This is a genomic window from Paraburkholderia adhaesiva, assembly GCF_021390575.1.
Lineage (GTDB): Bacteria > Pseudomonadota > Gammaproteobacteria > Burkholderiales > Burkholderiaceae > Paraburkholderia > Paraburkholderia adhaesiva.
In genome coordinates, this window is the sequence record NZ_JAJEJQ010000001.1 from 1,019,049 (window position 1) to 1,034,612 (window position 15,564).

Below are 15,564 nucleotides of genomic sequence, written 5' to 3' on the forward strand. Positions count from 1 at the left end.
GGGTGGCGCCGCATCGGGCGTGACTATAATGGAGCCGTTGTATCCCGATAGCTGGCCGCTCCGGTAGCGCGGTCAGCGTTAGCCGCCCCGGGGTCCGGGTACGTACAGTCCGGGTCCAGGACTGATGCCGCGAGAGCGCCCGTCTGCGCTGCGCGAGTTTTGCATGGGACCCGATCAAGCGCCAACCCGGGTCGACAGCTTTGCATGGGACCCGAGTAAGTGCTCTGCATGGGGCTGGAGTAAGCGCTGAAGCGCTAACTCCAGCCGACAGCTAAAGCGCCAACCCGGGTCGACAGCTTTGCATGGGACCCGAGTAAGCGCTAAAGCGCCAACTCGGGTCGACAGGAGGCAGCCATCGTGGAACCACTATCGCTAGCAGCGGGCCTGTCTTGGGGCAGCGGCCTGCGCCTCTATCTCACCGTCCTCATGGCGGGCGTGTTGCAGCGCTTCGGCCTGATTCATCTACCCGATACGCTCGCCGTCCTGGCTTCCCCCTGGGTGATCGGTGCCGCCGGCACGCTCGCCGTGCTTGAATTCCTCGCCGACAAGATCCCCGCAGTCGATTCGCTTTGGGACGCGATCCACACCTTCATCCGCATCCCCGCCGGCGCGTTGCTCGCGGTAGGCGCGATGGGGCACGCCGATCCGGCCCTGCTCACCGTGGCCGCGCTCGCGGGCGGCACGCTCGCAGGCACCGCGCATCTCACCAAGGCCGGCACGCGCGCGCTCATCAATCTCTCGCCGGAACCGGTGTCGAACGTCGTCACGTCGACCGCCGAGGACGGTTTGACCTTCGTCGGCGTGCTGATGTCGTTCTTCCTGCCGATCCTGTTCCTCGTCCTCCTCGTCGCGTTCCTGTGCCTCGCCGCCTGGTTGCTGCCGCGGTTGTGGCGCGGCGTGCAGGGCGGCTTTCGCGGGATGGCGGCGCACATGGTTTCGCGCCTGTCTCTGCGGAGCCATCACGATTGAGCGGCGCCGGACGTTCTTCATCCACCCGCAAGCCCGCCCGCGGTGACGGCGGCGCCGGCCTGCCGCGGCCCGGCGCGACAAAGCCGCGTGAATCCCTCGGCGGTTTCGACCTCGTCCGGCTCGCCGCGCGCATGACCGCACGCGACTGGCGCGCGGGCGAACTGACGATGCTGCTGCTCGCGCTGGTGCTGGCTGTCGCCGCGCTCGCGAGCGTGGGTTTTCTCGCCGACCGCCTGAACCGCGGCCTCGAACGCGATGCCCGCCGCATGATCGCGGCGGATTTCATCGTCCGCGCCGATCATCCCGTCGATCCGATGTTCGCGCGCGAAGCGCAGTCGCTCGCGCTCGCCACGGCGAGCACGACGATCTTCCCGAGCATGGTCGGCGCGGATGGCGGCAACGGCCAGCCGCTTTCGCGTCTGGCGGCCATCAAGGCGGTGTCGGCGGAGTATCCGCTGCGTGGCGCGCTGCGTATCGCGTCCGCGCCCGGCGGGCCCGATCGTGATGCAAAAGGCATTCCGCCGCCCGGCACGGTCTGGGTCGACGACGAACTGCTCGACGCGCTGAAGCTTCGCGTCGGCAGCACTGTGAAGGTCGGCGAGCGCAGCTTCACGGTGGACGCGGTCATCACGCGCGAACTCGATCGCGGCTTCTCGTTCATCAACTTTTCGCCGCGCCTCATGATGCGCGCCGACGAACTCGCCGCTACGGGCCTCATCGGCTACGGCAGCCGCGTGACGTACAGGCTGCTCGTCGCCGGCGCCGATCCCGCCGTCGCGCAGTTCGCCGCGTGGGCGCATGCACGCGTCGACGACGGCAAAATGCGCGGCGTCGCGCTCGAATCGCTGCACGACGGCCAGCCGCAGGTGCGCGAGACGCTCGACCGCGCGCGACATTTCCTCACGCTCGTTTCGCTGCTGACCGCGCTGCTTGCTGCCGTCGCGATCGCCATGGCCGCGCACCGTTACACACGGCGTCATCTCGACAGCTGCGCGGCGATGCGCTGCCTCGGCGCAAGCCAGCGCACGCTGCGCTCGCTGTTCATACTCGAATTCGCGGGGCTCGGGCTCGTGGGCGGTGCGGTCGGCGTGGCGCTCGGCTATGCGGGGCATCTCGCGCTGCTTGCGTGGCTCGGCAGTCTCATCAACGTCGTGCTGCCGTATCCCGGACCGCTTCCCGCGCTCGAAGGCATCGCGGCTGGGCTCGTACTGCTGCTTGGCTTCGCCTTGCCGCCGCTTTTGCCGCTCACGCATGTGCCGCCCGTGCGCGTGCTGCGGCGCGAGTGGGGCGATGCCGGCCGCACGGCGTGGCTCGCGTATGGCGTCGGTATCGCGCTCTTTGCAGGACTGCTCGTGATCGCGGCGGGCGAGCTGAAGCTCGGCGGCATCGTCGCGGGCGGTTTCGCCATCGGGCTTCTCGCGTTCGCGTGCGTGGCGCGGCTCGCGCTCTGGTGCGCGGCGCGTGTGTCGCGTAGCGAGCGCTTTGGCGGTGGCGTGCGCGCGGGCGTCGGCTGGCGCTATGCGATGGCGTCGCTGGAGCGGCGGCCCGGCGCGAGCGCGCTGCAGATCACGGCGCTCGCCATCGGGCTCATGTGCCTCTTGCTGATCGCGATGACGCGCAACGATCTGGTCGACGGGTGGCGCAAATCGACGCCGCCCGACGCGCCGAATGAATTCCTCATCGACATCCAGCCCGACCAGCGCGACGCCGTGGCCGCGTGGCTGCGCACGCACGGCATCGAAGACGTTCAACTCGCGCCGATGGTGCGCGGCCGGCTCATCTCGATCAACGGCAAGCCAGTGGACCCCGCCCAGTACAAGAGCGAGGACGCGAAGCGGCTAGTCGACCGCGAGTTCAACCTCTCGTACACGACGCAACTGCCGGGCGATAACCGCGTCGTCGCGGGTACCTGGTTCGGCGAAACGACCGAGCCGCATATTTCGATCGAAGAGGGGCTCGCGAAGCTGATCGGCGTGAAGCTCGGCGACGTGCTCAAGTTCGACGTGACGGGCCTCGAAGTCACCGCGCCCGTGACGAGCGTGCGCAAACTCGACTGGGGTTCGTTCAAGGTCAACTTCTTCGTGCTGATGCCGCCTGCGCTCCTGCGCGATTTTCCGGCTACCTACATCACGAGCTTCCATCTTCCCGCTGCGGAGCGCCATGTGGTCGACGGCCTCGTGGCCCAATACCCGAACGTGACGGCCATCGACATCGCGCCGATCCTCGCGCAGATCCAGCGCATGCTCGAACAGGTGATCGGCGCCGTTCAGTTCCTCTTTCTTTTCACGCTCGCGGCGGGCGTGCTGGTGCTCTACGCGGCGCTCGCAGGCACTCGCGACGAGCGTATGCGCGAGTCCGCGCTGCTACGCGCGCTGGGCGCGTCGCACGAACAGATACGCGTGGTGCAGGTGGCCGAGTTCGTCACCGTGGGCGCGCTTGCGGGGCTCATGGCGGCAATCGGCGCACAGGCGGTGGGCTCCGTGCTCGCGACGCGCGTGTTCAACTTCTATCTGCCGCTCGATCCGTGGCTTGTGCCGGTCGGCATCGCGGCGGGTGTGGCGTGCGCGGGCGTTGGTGGCTGGATCAGTCTGCGGCACGTGCTGGCGCGCCCGGCGCTGCAATCACTGCGTGACGCGTGAACGCGGAGTTTGCGGATTACACGTAGTCGCGCGCGGGTGTTTCGCCTTATGATGCCGGGGTCCTCGACACCCATACCATGACCGCCGACACGATCAAGCCGCGCCGCTCGAACGCGGCCGCCCCGCAGGGCCAACACGATGCCGGAACCGCGCCGATGCGCTTCCTCGACACCTATCTCGCCGCATTGCTCGCGCGCGCGAGCAGCCTCATCTCCGACGAATTTCACGCGACGCTCGCGCGCAAGAAGATCCCCGCGCTGCAGTGGCGCGTGCTGGCGTGCCTCTACGATGGTCCGCTGCCGGTGGGAGATCTGGGGCGCCTCATCCTCGCGAAGCAGCCGACCGTCAGCAAGCTGATCGACCGGATGGAGGCGGCTGCGCTCGTGGTGCGCCGGGAGGACCCGGCAAGCCGTAGACGCACGCTCGTGGCACTCACGCCGCAAGGCGCGAAGCTCGCGGCGGAACTGATCGCGCTCGCGCTCGAACACGAGGCTTCCGTTCTGCTGCCGTTTCCGCCCGAGGTGGCGAAGGTTTTCATCGATGTGCTGCGGCAGCTGATCGCGCAGCACGCGGACTGAAGTCGCGCCCGGTTCGATGCGCGGGCGAAACGGAAAGGGCGGGCGCTAGCGCCCGCCCTTTAGCGTTTCAGATCTTCAAAGCGCGAGGCTGCCCGTGCTGGTCCCGCCGCATACATAGAGCGTCTGTCCCGTGACGAAGCCGTTTTCCGGCGACGCGAAGAACATGGCGGCCCGCGCGATGTCGTCGGGGCGGCCGAGCCGTGCGACCGGAATACCCGCCGCGATCTGCGCGACCTTGGGGCTGTCCGCGGGCACGATCTCGTGGAACATGCCCGTCTCGACCGGGCCTGGTGCGATGGCATTCGCCGTGATGCCGAGCGGCCCCAGTTCGAGCGCCCACGTGCGCACGAGTCCGAGCATTCCCGCTTTCGTCGCCGAATACGACGTGCGAGTCGCGAGCCCCAATGCCGCACGCGATGAGATCAGCACGAGCCGTCCGAAGTGCGCCGCTTTCATCGCGGGCAGCATCGCCTGCGCGAGCGTGACGCTCGCAGAGATATGCAGGTTCGTTAGCGCGATGAGATCGTCGTGCGCGACATCGGCCAGCAGCGCCGGGCGGATCACGCCCGCGTTGTGGATCAGCGTCGTGGGTGCGTAGCGAGCGGCGACTTCGGCGGCCGCCTCGCGCGTGGCAGCTGCATCGGTCAGATCGACTTCGACCGTACGAAGCCGCGCATGTCCCGGCGCGCCTGCCTTCCGGTCGAGCGAAATCACTTCGTAGCCGGCTTCGAGCAGATGCTCGACAATCGACCGGCCAATGCCGGCGTTGCCGCCGGTGACGATGGCTGCGCGGTTCATCGTGTTTCCTTCGGGTTCGGGGATCGGTGGGGTCATCTCAGTCCTGACGCTTCTTCATCGCGCGGGTGTCGATGCAGCGCGCCGTGCCGGGCAGCGTGCGCGCCAGATCCTTGAGCGCCGCGCGTTGCACCTTCTGCGTGCCGGTGAGCGGCAGGGCGTCGACGAATGCGACGTAGCCGGGCGCCTTGAAATAGGCGAGGCGCGTGAGGCAAAGCTGCGTGAGCGCGGTCGCGGTGGCGGCGAGCGAGCCGTCGTCGAGCGGCTCGCGCGGGACCACGCACGCGAGCACTTCATCGCCGCGTACGGCGTCGGGTGTGGCGGCCACGGCGACGTCCGCGACGCACGGATGCTTGCGCAACACGCTCTCCACTTCGACTGCCGAGATGTTCTCGCCGCTGCGTCGGATCACGTTCTTTTTGCGGTCGACGAAATACATCTGGCCGTCCGCGTCCTGCTGGACGATATCGCCGGTGTGGAACCAGCCGCCTTCCCATGCCGCAGTAGTTGCTTCGGGATCCTTGAGATATTCGCGGAAGAAGCCACGCCGTGGTTGAGGACCACTCGCACGCACCCACAGCTCGCCGGGCGTGCCGCTCTCAACCGGTGTTCCATCGTCGCCGACGATAAGCACTTCGAGTGCCGCCTCGGGCCGCCCGAAGCACGACATGCCGACATTGCGCGGCTCACGGTTCGCGATCACGACCGCGCCCGCGCCAGTTTCGGTCATCGCCCAGGCTTCGATGAGCGGGATGCCGAAGCGCGATTCGAACGGCGCGTGCAAGGTTTTGTCGACGCCCGCGCCAAAGCCGAAGCGCACTTCGTGACGGCGGTCGTCGGCGTGTTCGGGTGCGCCGAGCAACATCGCGGGCATTACGCCCAGGTAGTGCATCACCGTCGCCCGCGACGCGCACACGCTGTCCCACCACGAACGCGGATGGAAGCGGTCGAGCACCACGATAGCGCCGCCTGCGAGGATCATCGCCATCGTCGAGTACGCCATCGCGTTCATGTGCGTCATCGGCAGCGGCGTGATGAGACGTTCGGCGCCGGGGCGCAGCGCACACAGTCCGCCGATGCGGTTGTACCAGACACCCGCGAGCAGAAAGTACTCGTTTGGCAGCACGCAGGCCTTCGGGCGGCCCGTCGTGCCCGAGGTGTAGAGCAGCGCGCATTCGGTGTCGCCATCGGGCTTGCCGTCGCGCGGCGGCGTCGCGGCGCGCGGTGTCTCGTGAGCGTCCGCTTCGCACAGCGCAACGGTGCGCTGTGCTGCGACGGCTGCTGCGCGCAGTTCGGCGTGGCGCGCGACGGGCGCGATGGCGAGGTCGAGTTCGCTATGACCGGTGATGTATTCGAGTTCGGCGGCGCGCAACTCGGTGGAAAGCGGCACGACCGAAACACCGAGCGAGTTCAGCGCGAGCCAGTGCAGGAAGAACGCGGGGCGGTTTTCGAGCATCAGCCCGGCGCGATGACCGAGGCCGAAGCCCGCCGCGCGATAGCGCGCGGCCAGCGCGCCAACGCGCGCGAGCGCTTCGCCGTAGCGCAGCACGCCGGGCTCGATGCCGTAAATCTGCGCGGTTTCGGGCAGCACGACGAGAAAATCGTGACGGGGGTACTGTGCAGCACTCGCGGCGAACGCAGCATAGACGGACGCGAACGGCAAAGCTTCGGACTGGATTGAACTGGAAGTCACCATCGTTCTCACATGAAAAGCTGCACGGACGGCAGTGCTGCATCGCAGTTGAGCAGGTCGATGCGTTTCTCGCGGATACGCCACACACCGTTTTCGCCGACCAGGTGATGACGTACGACGCCCGTGAAGATCAGTTGCTCATCGCCGCGTGCTTCGGCGTAGAAGAACGGCGTGCGCAGGCGATAGCCTGCTTCGCCTTCCGCCGCTTCGACTTCAGGACGTTGCAGCACATGCTGGCAGCGGCTTTCGGGTTGCTGCGAAAACGCGCGGGGTTCTTTCAGGCGCTCGATGCGCAGCTTCAGCAGCAGACGGTCCTCATACATCAGCGATACATGGTTCAGGCCGTCCTGCTGGTTCGGCACGAGCGGAATCCAGTAGAGGCCGTCTTCCGCGAACAGGTCGTGCCACGCGTCGAATTTTTTTTCGTCGAGGAGCCGCGCCTCGCGGTAGACGAAATCGATCAACGCCTCGCGCAGGGCTAAATCGGGTGAGTGGATCATCGCGTTCGTCCTCGTCGTCATTTCGTGCCTTCCGGCGTCATGTAGCGCGCCCATGCGCGGAACTGGTTGCGCATCGAGATCTCGCTCGTGCCGTTTACCGTCAGATCTCGTTGGCCTTCTTCATCGGCGCGGTAGTCGCGGTGCAGGCTCACCCAGTCGTTGCCGCTCGCTTCGAGGCCCTCCTGGATGCCGCGGTACGCGTGCAGGTCGTCGTGACCGACCACGGACATCGGCGAGTTGATCAGGCGCGAGTACGTGAGCGTGCGTTGCAGGAGCGCGTCGGGCGCGCCCTTCAGGCGGAACGTCCACGATTCGATCAGCGTCTTGTCCGCCGCGATCGGGCGCACCACGCGGATCGCCTGGATCGCGCCCTTGATCGTGAGGCTCGGGTAGTAGACCGTGTTGTGGCGCGCCGTGCCGAGCACCGACTTCGCCTTCTCCTCGCCCATTGCGTCGATGAGCTTTTGCTCGTATTCCGGCTGCGCCGAATAGCTCGAATGAATCGAGAAGTTCACGCCCGTGTAGCTGTGTCCGTTTTCGAACACGCGCACGCCCATGCCGTCGAAGAAGGCGTAATCGGAGACGAACGGCACGAACTGCTCGATCGCCATCGGCTTCGGTTCGTCCGCCGGCTTGCCTTCCCAGAGCTTCTTCGCCGTGCCCGCCGACGACTCGTGCGCCACCATCGGATGCATCGTGTCGTTCAGGTTCTCGACGAACATCTTCCAGTTGCAGTCGTGCATATAGCGCAGACACCCGCCTGCAATTTCGAGTTCGCCTTCGGGCGAGCGGTCGGCCATGTTGTCGATCGACGAAAGCGAATCGCCGAAGTATTCCTCGAAGGTCGGGCCATCGTCGGAAAGACGCACAAACACGAATCCGCGATACGTGGCTACGTTTTCGACTGCGTGCAGGCCCTTGCCCGAGGGGCATTCCTTCATTCGCGTGCCTTCGTAACCGTTCTTTTGCGGAATCGCGAGCAGTTTGCCGTCGGTTTTGAAAGTCCATGCATGATACGGACAGCGAAAGAATTTACCGGTATTACCCTCGCGCGCGCTCACGAGCTTTGCGCCCTTGTGCGCGCAGCGGTTCTTGAGCACGCGGATGCCGCCGTTGCTTTCGCGGACCATCACGAGCGGCTCGCCCGCGATATCGACGGTCACGTAGTCGCCGGCGTTCGGCACCTGGCTCGTGTGCCCCGCGTAGACCCACGTGCGGCGCCAGAGGCGCTCCATTTCCAGATCGAAGACTTCCTGGTCGAGATAGACGTCGCGATGAACCTGATCCGGTTCGATCAGCGCGGCGAGGGCGGTGTCGTCGTCGCGGTAGCGGGGCATATGAGAGTCTCCTGGGCGTTGGATTTGTTGGGGCCGCGTGGTCAGGCGTCGAGTACGAGCCGCGAGCCGCACGCGCGCGACACGCAGATGTGCATGACCTTGCCTGCGCGTTTTTCGCTCTCGCTCAGGCAGTAGTCGCGATGGTCGATCTCGCCTTCGATCACACCCACCTCGCACACGCCGCATTCGCCGCGCTTGCAGTCGTAAAGCGGATCGAGGCCGTGGTCGAGCATGGCGTCGAGGATCGTTTTCTTCGGCGCGACACTCAGCGTGACGCCGGACTGGCGCAGTTCGACTTCGAATGCAGTGTCGCCAGATTGCGGCGCGGCAGCGGCGAACAGTTCGGAGCGGATCGCCTCGCGCGGCCAGCCGCGTGCCGTGGCGAGCGCGATAGTCGCGTCGATGAGACCTTGCGGACCACAGACGTAGAGCGGTTGCGTCGGTGCCAGCGTGTCGAAGAGGCGCGCAAGATCGAAGCGATTCGTTTCGAGTGCTTCATCGTCGCCGTAGAGACGGAGCTTCTCTCCCGCGACGGCACGCAGTTCATCGACGAACGCCAGTTGCGAGATCGCGCGTCCCGTGTAATGCAGCGTGAACCGATGCTGGCGCGCGGCGAGGGCGGCGGCCATCGACGCGATCGGCGTGACGCCGATGCCACCTGCGATCAGCACGGCGTCGTCGCACGCGCCGAGCGCGAATGCGTTGGCGGGCGGCGTGATCCGCAGCGTGCTGCCTGCACGCACGGCTTCATGCATCCATCGCGAACCGCCTGCGCCCGTGTCTTCGCGGCGCACTGCGATCAGGTAGTGATCGGGCGCATGCGACGCCGCAGCATCACCCGTGAAGTCGACGAGCGAATAGGCGCGCCAGTCGGCAACGCCCTCCGGATGCACCTGCACGCGGATATGTGCGCCCGCGGTGTAGCCCGGCAGCGCGCGGCCATCGGTTGAGCGCAGGCGGAACGCGGTGACGTGCGGCGTAAGAGGCTGCACAGTCTCGACGACGACATCGAAGGCATCGGTGATGCTCGGGGCGCTCATGTCGAGGCTCCTTCAAGGGCAACGGGTCGGCGAGAATTCATGAGGGCGTCTCCTGCCCGTCTGCTGCGGGCGATACTGCGTGGTCCAATCTTCGGGAATGGGGCGCTATGTACATAACCCCGCGTAAACCCTTTAGGTTGGAAAATATGAAATTTCATGGGTTTATTGGATAATGAAATTAATCGACTGTCAAGGCGGCGGCGGTTCACGCGGCGCACACGACGCAAACCCTGGGAAGACACGGATGAAGGCAGACGAAAGAAACGGCGGGAACGGTGGCGTGAGCCGCGCGTCCTGCTTGTGCAACCGGAACCACAAGGACCGCGCGCCACGCGGCGCAGGGAGGCGTCATGTCGGCTGATTTCGACGGCGCCGTGATTGCGGGCGGCGTCGAAGTGCCGTACCGCCGGCAGGCGCCCGAACTCACTACGGGCGATCTGCTCGCGCAGGCGTTCGACGCAGCGCTCGCGCAAACGGGTTTCTCTGCGCGCGACGTGGACGGGTTGGGCGTGGCGTCGTTCACGCTCGCGCCTGATCACGCGATCGACATGGCGTGGCGACTGGGCATCAGCCCGCGCTGGTGCATGGACGATTGCCACGGCGGCGCGAGCGGGATCAACATGCTGCAGCACGCGATCCGCGCGGTGCAGCACGGCGATGCTTCGGTGATCGTATTGCTCTCCGGTGACCGCTTCGAGGCAGCCGACTTCAAGCAACTCGTCGAGCACTACAACCTCACGACGCGCACGTATCTGCGTCCGCTGGAAAACGGCGGGCCGAACAGTTTGTTCGCCATGCTGACGAATCGGCATGCGGAGCGGCACGGGCTCGACGCGCGCGACTACGGTGCGTTGTGCGTCGCGCAGCGCGAGTGGGCGTCGCTGAATCCGGGCGCGGTGTACCGCTCGCCGCTGACCCTCGACGACTATCTCGCTGCCCCGCGTGTCGCGGACCCACTCGGCCGTTTCGACTGCGTGCCTGTGGTGTGCGGCGCGAACGCGGTGGTCGTGGCCCGCGCGGACCGGCTCCCACGCAGCGCGCGCACGGCGCCGCTACACGTACGAGCGCTGCAATGTTGCTACAACCCCGACCACCAGTCGGGCGACGGCCTGCGCACGGGACTCGCCACACTGGCGCCCGCGTTGTGGTCGCAGGCGCACATGGGCCCGGAGGATATGGACGTGGTCTCGGTCTACGACGACTATCCCGTGATGACGCTGATCCAGCTCGCCGATCTGGGCTTCGCACCCGATGGCGACCTGCGCGCGCTGATCGGGCGCATCGCGTCGCGCGCGCTGGCGGTCAATACGTCGGGCGGGCAGCTTTCGGCGGGGCAGGCTGGGGCGGCGGGTGGCATGCACGGGCTCGTCGAGGCGATCGTGCAACTGCAGGGCGAGGCGGGCGCACGCCAGATCGACGATGCCCGGCGCGCACTCGTGAGCGGCTACGGCATGGTGCAGTACCGCTACGGCATGTGCGCGAATGCGGTGGTACTCGAAAGGCAATCAGCATGAGCGAGACGACACTGACGATCTTCCGTTGCCGCGCTTGCGGCGAAGCGCTGTTTCCGGCGCGCTACCGCTGCCCGCGCTGCGGCGCGGCGGACTGGAAGGATGAAGCTGCGCCCTCGGGGGTGATCGAGGAAAGCACGGTGGTGCGTCATCGCGTCGGCGCACTGGGCGCTGGCGATATCCACCTCGCGAGCGTGCGTACCGAAGCGGGTGCAATCGTGATCGCGCGGCTCGACGTGCCCGGGCGTACCGGCGAGCCGGTGCTTCTCACGATCGACGACGCAAAGCGGGTGCTGGCGCGCCCGCGGTGAGCGGCGGCGCGCCACTATGCGAAAATTGACGTTCTGGGTCCGGCACCGGTATGCCGGACCTGCTCACAAAGTTTTTTCGCATCGATTCTCCGTATGACTGATCCAGCCGACGAAGCGCCGCAGCAACCCACGGCCTTTGAACTTGTCGGCGGCGAGGCGCGTGTGCGCGAACTCGTCGACCGTTTCTACGACCTGATGGACCTCGAGCCCGAATTCAAGGAGCTTCGCGCGATGCATCCGCCCACACTGGACGGGTCGCGCGACAAGCTCTTCTGGTTCCTCTGTGGCTGGCTTGGCGGCCCGGACCACTACGTCGAGCGCTTTGGCCACCCGCGTCTGCGCGCGCGGCACATGCCGTACGCGATTGCGTCGCCGGACCGCGACCAATGGGTGCGCTGCATGGCGTGGGCGATGCAGGACGTTGGCCTGCCCGAGCCGCTGCGCGAGCGCCTCCTGCATTCGTTCTTCGATACGGCGGACTGGATGCGTAATCGTCCGGGCTGAAGCCTTGCGATGGCGGGTTCGGTTGAGCCACGCTCAATGGATCGTCTGATCCTCGCTCAAACCCCATTTGAGCCTTACCTGGGCCAACTGGCCCGGCCGGCGGCCCGGTACAGTCCGGCAGCAAGGCGTCGCGGTTGATTTACGAAATAAGCCGTGCAACGCCGATAATGGCCGTTCGGCACGATGACGAGGAGACCGCTGTATGAGCACCACCCGGGCGTTGTTTCGCGAGGATGCCTATCTGACGCACTGCGACGCTACGATCGTCGCGGTGGGCGAGGACGGCGTGCGCCTCGACCAGACCATTTTTTATCCGCTCGGCGGCGGTCAGGCGGGCGACACCGGCGCGTTGCTCCTCGCGGACGGCACGCGCATCGAGATCGCCGACACGCGCAAGGCGAAGTTCGAAGGCGCCACACCCGATGACGCGCTGCACGTGCCCGCTGCGGGTCAGGAGGCGCTGATCGGACGCTTGCTCGCGGGCGAGCCGGTGCGCGCAGAAATCGACTGGGCGCGGCGTCACCGTCACATGCGGTTGCACACGGCGAGCCATCTGATGTGCGCGGTGCTTCCGTATCCCGTCGACGGCTGCAGCATCACGGCCGACTACGCGCGCATCGATTTCGCGACGGTCGAGCCGATCGAGCGCGACATGGTCGAGTCGCGCCTCGCGGAGCTGGTGGCGGGAGCACACGCGGTCGAAACCGAATGGATCACCGACGAAGAAATGGCCGCGCGTCCCGAACTCGTTCGCACGATGAGCGTGAAGCCGCCGATGGGCCTCGGTCGCGTGCGGCTCCTGCGCATCGAGAATGTGGATCTGCAGCCGTGCGGCGGCACGCACGTGCGCAATACGCGGGAAATCGGCGCGTTGCGCGTGGCGAAGCTGGAGAAGAAGAGCGCGCGCACGCGCCGTCTCGTGCTGGAGCTGGCATGACCGCCTCCGTATCCGATCCGCGCGATGTGCTGGACTTCTGGTTCGGCGAGCCCGGCTCGCCCGAATATGGCAAGGCGCGCAAGATGTGGTTCCAGAAGGACGAGGCATTCGACGCGCTATTGCGCGAGCGTTTCGGCGCGCTGCTCGATTCGGCCTGCGCAGGCGAACTCGCCGCATGGGCCGAGACGCCCGAAGGGGCGCTCGCACTCGTGATCGTGCTGGATCAGTTTTCGCGCAACTGCCATCGCGGCACGCCACGCGCATTTGCCGCCGACGAACACGCCCTTGCGATTGCGCGTCAACTCGTGGCGAGCGGCGCGGACCGCACGCTGCCGACGCCCCAGCATCGCGTCTTCGCGTACATGCCGTTCGAGCACGCGGAGTCGATGGATGTGCAGCGCGAATCGCTGCGTCTTTTCGGCGAACTCGTAACGGAGCCGGGGTGCGAGGACTACTACGACTACGCCGTGCGGCACGCCAAGGTCATCGAACGGTTCGGGCGCTTTCCGCATCGCAACGCCCAATTGGACCGCGCGTCGAGCGACGAAGAACTTGCGTTCCTGCGCGAGCCTGGTTCGTCGTTCTAGTTTCGCTCAGTTGGCTCGTGCAGTCGGCTCACTCAACGCCCGCCGCTCACGTCAAGAATCGAGCCCGTCACATACGACGCGGCATCGCTCAATAACCACACGATCGCTTCGGCCACTTCGTCGGCGCTGCCAGGGCGCCCGAGTGGCGTCTGCACGCCGAGCACCGCGGCGCGCTCAGGGCGGCCGCCGCTCGCGTGAATTTCCGTATCGATGAGGCCGGGGCGGACGGCATTCACACGCACGCCCTGCGGGCCGAGTTCTTTTGCGAGCCCGATTGTCATCGTGTCGATAGCGCCTTTGGACGACGCGTAATCGACATACTCGCCCGGCGACCCGAGCCGCGCCGCCGCCGACGACACATTCACGATCGCGCCGCCGTCGCCGCCACGGTCCTTCGACATGCGCCGCGCCGCTTCGCGCGCGCACAGAAACGCGCCATAGACGTTCACTTCGAACATGTGCGCGAGGCGCTCGGCGCTCATGTCGGCGAGCGACATGGAGGGCGCGACGATGCCAGCGTTGTTGACTAGCGCGTCGATGCGCCCGTAGGCGTTTTCGAGCGAATCGAACATCGCGATCACATCGGCTTCGTTTGCAACGTCGCCGCGCAGCACGCGCGCGTGGCCGCCCGCGCGTCCGACCTCGGCCGCTGTCTCGTCGGCGGCGGGTTCGTTGTGCCGATAGTTGACGCCCACGGTCCAGCCGCGCGCGCCGAGAAGTCGCGCGGTTGCGCGGCCGATGCCGCGGCTCGCGCCGGTGATCAGGACAACCTTGCTCATCGGAGTGCCCCCGTTGGATGCAGGTTCTGCTGCAAATTGGAAAATCAGACGCTCTCGCGCATGTCGGCCCACTTGTCCTGCGCGGGCGCGTGGTAGTGCGCGATCTTCGTAATCAGCGCCGCCGGATCACTGTCGATCTGGAGCAGGTCGAAATACTTTTGCTGCATGAAGCCCTCGCTCACCGTGTGCTTGAGCAGCGCGATGAGCGGATCGTAGAAGCCATCGATGTTGAGCACGCCGACCGGCTTGTGGTGATAGCCGAGCTGCGCCCACGTGTAGACCTCGAACAGCTCTTCGAGCGTGCCCGCGCCGCCGGGCAGCGCGACGAACGCATCGGAGAGGTCGGCCATCATCTTCTTGCGGTGATGCATGTCGGGCACGACGTGCAGTTCCGAGAGCCCCTCGTGGCCCACTTCCTTGTTCACGAGCAGTTCGGGAATCACGCCGATCGCGCGGCCGCCTTCGGCCATCACGGTATCGGCGATCACGCCCATCAGGCCAACCTTGCCGCCGCCGTAGACGAGCCCGAGGTTAGCCGCGACGAGCGCCTGGCCGAACGCCTTCGCGGCCGCACTGTGGGCCGGATTGACTCCGAAAGACGAGCCACAATAAACACAGACTGCTTTCATTCGGATATGTCCTTGCTGTCTTTCGCTACTGCGGCCATTGCTGCACCGTCGCGTGGCGGCAGGTAATCGTAGAACTCGCGCTTGGGCAGCTTGCCCGACACGAGATCGTCGAAGTGCTGGCGCGCACGTCCACGCAGATAGGGTGCCATCAGCGAAACGATCTGCACGCTCACCTGGTGCAGGTCGTCGCGAATCGCTTCCTGCTCGTTGTACTTGCGCGGATTCATCACGAACTGATACGACAGCCAGTACGTGCCGATCACGCCGATGTTGGTCGACATCACGGCGATCTCGGCGGGCGTCGCCACCATCTCGCCGTCTTCCACGAGCTGATCGCAGAACTGCTTCGCGAAGTGCACCTTGTGGCTGATGATCTGCTTGAAGTGCGTCTCCAGCGTGCGGTTGCGCGCGAGCAGGTCGTTCAGGTCGCGATAGAGGAAGCGATAGCGCCACGTGAAATCGACCATGTATTGCAAGTAGGCCCACATTTCGTCGATGGTGGCCCGATGGTCGTCGGGGAAACGCAGACGCCTTTCGATCTCCTGCTCGAACTGGCTGAAGATGCTGTTGATGATGTCGTCTTTGTTGCGGAAGTGGTAGTACAGGTTGCCTGGACTGATCTCCATTTCCTCGGCGATGGTCGTCGTGGTGACGTTCGGTTCGCCGATTTCGTTGAACAGCTTCAACGATAGTTCGAGAATCCGTTCGCGTGTACGGCGGGGAGGTTTGGCTTCCATGTCGTCCGGCCCTGTGAG

At 66.0% G+C, this 15,564-nt stretch carries 16 protein-coding genes; 8 read left to right on the top strand and 8 right to left on the bottom strand.

The genetic code is table 11. The features are described from left to right. The first annotated feature begins 354 nt into the window (after window positions 1–354). The 3 genes from L0U80_RS04450 (at window position 355) to L0U80_RS04460 (ending at window position 4,186) form a co-directional block, all read left to right on the top strand. On the top strand, window positions 355–969 hold the full coding sequence (locus L0U80_RS04450; RefSeq protein ID WP_233865665.1) for a DUF4126 domain-containing protein: 615 nt from the start codon (window positions 355–357) through the stop codon (window positions 967–969). 131 nt (window positions 970–1,100) lie between these two features. After that, window positions 1,101–3,608 carry an ABC transporter permease gene (locus L0U80_RS04455; protein WP_233865667.1) on the top strand — a complete coding sequence of 836 codons (2,508 nt, stop codon included), beginning with the start codon at window positions 1,101–1,103 and terminating at the stop codon, window positions 3,606–3,608. A gap of 77 nt (window positions 3,609–3,685) precedes the next feature. After that, on the top strand, window positions 3,686–4,186 hold the full coding sequence (locus tag L0U80_RS04460) for a MarR family winged helix-turn-helix transcriptional regulator (protein WP_233862767.1): 501 nt from the start codon (window positions 3,686–3,688) through the stop codon (window positions 4,184–4,186). Window positions 4,187–4,261: 75 nt separating this feature from the next. On the opposite strand, the gene L0U80_RS04465 is transcribed toward L0U80_RS04460, so the two are convergent. The 5 genes from L0U80_RS04465 to L0U80_RS04485 are packed head-to-tail and all read right to left on the bottom strand — an operon-like array spanning window position 4,262 to window position 9,551. Beyond that, window positions 4,262–4,984 carry an SDR family NAD(P)-dependent oxidoreductase gene (locus L0U80_RS04465; RefSeq protein WP_233862768.1) on the bottom strand — a complete coding sequence of 241 codons (723 nt, stop codon included), beginning with the start codon at window positions 4,982–4,984 and terminating at the stop codon, window positions 4,262–4,264. A 37-nt stretch (window positions 4,985–5,021) separates the two neighbouring features. Continuing rightward, complete coding sequence (locus L0U80_RS04470; protein ID WP_233862769.1) at window positions 5,022–6,677, bottom strand: AMP-binding protein; 1,656 nt, start codon at window positions 6,675–6,677, stop codon at window positions 5,022–5,024. A 5-nt stretch (window positions 6,678–6,682) separates the two neighbouring features. Then, window positions 6,683–7,195, bottom strand: coding sequence for an aromatic-ring-hydroxylating dioxygenase subunit beta (locus L0U80_RS04475; protein ID WP_233862770.1), 513 nt, complete (start codon window positions 7,193–7,195; stop codon window positions 6,683–6,685). Next, the gene (locus L0U80_RS04480; protein ID WP_233862771.1) at window positions 7,192–8,511 is read right to left on the bottom strand and encodes an aromatic ring-hydroxylating dioxygenase subunit alpha; all 1,320 of its coding nucleotides are present in this window, start codon (window positions 8,509–8,511) and stop codon (window positions 7,192–7,194) included. The genes L0U80_RS04475 and L0U80_RS04480 overlap by 4 nt, the downstream gene beginning before the upstream one ends. A gap of 41 nt (window positions 8,512–8,552) precedes the next feature. Next, window positions 8,553–9,551, bottom strand: coding sequence for a PDR/VanB family oxidoreductase (locus tag L0U80_RS04485; protein ID WP_233862772.1), 999 nt, complete (start codon window positions 9,549–9,551; stop codon window positions 8,553–8,555). A gap of 350 nt (window positions 9,552–9,901) precedes the next feature. Between L0U80_RS04485 and L0U80_RS04490 the strand changes: the two genes are divergently transcribed. The 5 genes from L0U80_RS04490 to L0U80_RS04510 all read left to right on the top strand — a co-directional run bounded on the left by L0U80_RS04490 (window position 9,902) and on the right by L0U80_RS04510 (window position 13,401). Next, window positions 9,902–11,065, top strand: a complete 1,164-nt coding sequence (locus L0U80_RS04490; protein ID WP_233862774.1) for a thiolase family protein — start codon at window positions 9,902–9,904, stop codon at window positions 11,063–11,065. Further along, entirely contained in the window at window positions 11,062–11,373 is a 312-nt protein-coding gene (locus L0U80_RS04495; protein WP_233862776.1) for a Zn-ribbon domain-containing OB-fold protein, read from the top strand. Before L0U80_RS04490 ends, L0U80_RS04495 begins: the two co-directional genes overlap by 4 nt. Before the next feature lie 93 nt (window positions 11,374–11,466). Then, a complete protein-coding gene (locus L0U80_RS04500; protein ID WP_233862778.1) occupies window positions 11,467–11,877 on the top strand; it encodes a group II truncated hemoglobin in 411 nt (136 codons plus the stop codon). A gap of 202 nt (window positions 11,878–12,079) precedes the next feature. Further along, a complete protein-coding gene (locus L0U80_RS04505; protein WP_233862779.1) occupies window positions 12,080–12,814 on the top strand; it encodes an alanyl-tRNA editing protein in 735 nt (244 codons plus the stop codon). Beyond that, window positions 12,811–13,401 (top strand): DUF924 family protein, encoded by a 591-nt coding sequence (locus tag L0U80_RS04510; protein ID WP_233862781.1) that lies wholly within the window; start codon window positions 12,811–12,813, stop codon window positions 13,399–13,401. The genes L0U80_RS04505 and L0U80_RS04510 overlap by 4 nt, the downstream gene beginning before the upstream one ends. 32 nt (window positions 13,402–13,433) lie before the next feature. On the opposite strand, the gene L0U80_RS04515 is transcribed toward L0U80_RS04510, so the two are convergent. From L0U80_RS04515 to L0U80_RS04525, 3 genes are read right to left on the bottom strand one after another with little or no spacing between them, the layout of a single operon-like run. After that, on the bottom strand, window positions 13,434–14,180 hold the full coding sequence (locus tag L0U80_RS04515) for an SDR family oxidoreductase (protein ID WP_233862783.1): 747 nt from the start codon (window positions 14,178–14,180) through the stop codon (window positions 13,434–13,436). 44 nt (window positions 14,181–14,224) lie between these two features. After that, window positions 14,225–14,809 carry an LOG family protein gene (locus L0U80_RS04520; protein ID WP_233862784.1) on the bottom strand — a complete coding sequence of 195 codons (585 nt, stop codon included), beginning with the start codon at window positions 14,807–14,809 and terminating at the stop codon, window positions 14,225–14,227. Further along, window positions 14,806–15,546, bottom strand: coding sequence for a TetR/AcrR family transcriptional regulator (locus L0U80_RS04525; RefSeq protein ID WP_233862785.1), 741 nt, complete (start codon window positions 15,544–15,546; stop codon window positions 14,806–14,808). Before L0U80_RS04525 ends, L0U80_RS04520 begins: the two co-directional genes overlap by 4 nt. Between the last annotated feature and the right edge of the window lie 18 nt (window positions 15,547–15,564).

What these genes read in the sequence shown, in the direction of transcription:
- L0U80_RS04465 (WP_233862768.1), bottom strand. Translation starts at nt 4,984, where the DNA reads ATGAACCGCGCAGCCATCGTCACCGGCGGCAACGCCGGCATTGGCCGG.
- L0U80_RS04525 (WP_233862785.1), bottom strand. Translation starts at nt 15,546, where the DNA reads ATGGAAGCCAAACCTCCCCGCCGTACACGCGAACGGATTCTCGAACTA.
- L0U80_RS04515 (WP_233862783.1), bottom strand. Translation starts at nt 14,180, where the DNA reads ATGAGCAAGGTTGTCCTGATCACCGGCGCGAGCCGCGGCATCGGCCGC.
- L0U80_RS04475 (WP_233862770.1), bottom strand. Translation starts at nt 7,195, where the DNA reads ATGACGACGAGGACGAACGCGATGATCCACTCACCCGATTTAGCCCTG.
- L0U80_RS04460 (WP_233862767.1), top strand. Translation starts at nt 3,686, where the DNA reads ATGACCGCCGACACGATCAAGCCGCGCCGCTCGAACGCGGCCGCCCCG.
- L0U80_RS04490 (WP_233862774.1), top strand. Translation starts at nt 9,902, where the DNA reads ATGTCGGCTGATTTCGACGGCGCCGTGATTGCGGGCGGCGTCGAAGTG.
- L0U80_RS04455 (WP_233865667.1), top strand. Translation starts at nt 1,101, where the DNA reads ATGACCGCACGCGACTGGCGCGCGGGCGAACTGACGATGCTGCTGCTC.
- L0U80_RS04500 (WP_233862778.1), top strand. Translation starts at nt 11,467, where the DNA reads ATGACTGATCCAGCCGACGAAGCGCCGCAGCAACCCACGGCCTTTGAA.
- L0U80_RS04495 (WP_233862776.1), top strand. Translation starts at nt 11,062, where the DNA reads ATGAGCGAGACGACACTGACGATCTTCCGTTGCCGCGCTTGCGGCGAA.
- L0U80_RS04505 (WP_233862779.1), top strand. Translation starts at nt 12,080, where the DNA reads ATGAGCACCACCCGGGCGTTGTTTCGCGAGGATGCCTATCTGACGCAC.
- L0U80_RS04470 (WP_233862769.1), bottom strand. Translation starts at nt 6,677, where the DNA reads ATGGTGACTTCCAGTTCAATCCAGTCCGAAGCTTTGCCGTTCGCGTCC.
- L0U80_RS04510 (WP_233862781.1), top strand. Translation starts at nt 12,811, where the DNA reads ATGACCGCCTCCGTATCCGATCCGCGCGATGTGCTGGACTTCTGGTTC.
- L0U80_RS04520 (WP_233862784.1), bottom strand. Translation starts at nt 14,809, where the DNA reads ATGAAAGCAGTCTGTGTTTATTGTGGCTCGTCTTTCGGAGTCAATCCG.
- L0U80_RS04485 (WP_233862772.1), bottom strand. Translation starts at nt 9,551, where the DNA reads ATGAGCGCCCCGAGCATCACCGATGCCTTCGATGTCGTCGTCGAGACT.
- L0U80_RS04480 (WP_233862771.1), bottom strand. Translation starts at nt 8,511, where the DNA reads ATGCCCCGCTACCGCGACGACGACACCGCCCTCGCCGCGCTGATCGAA.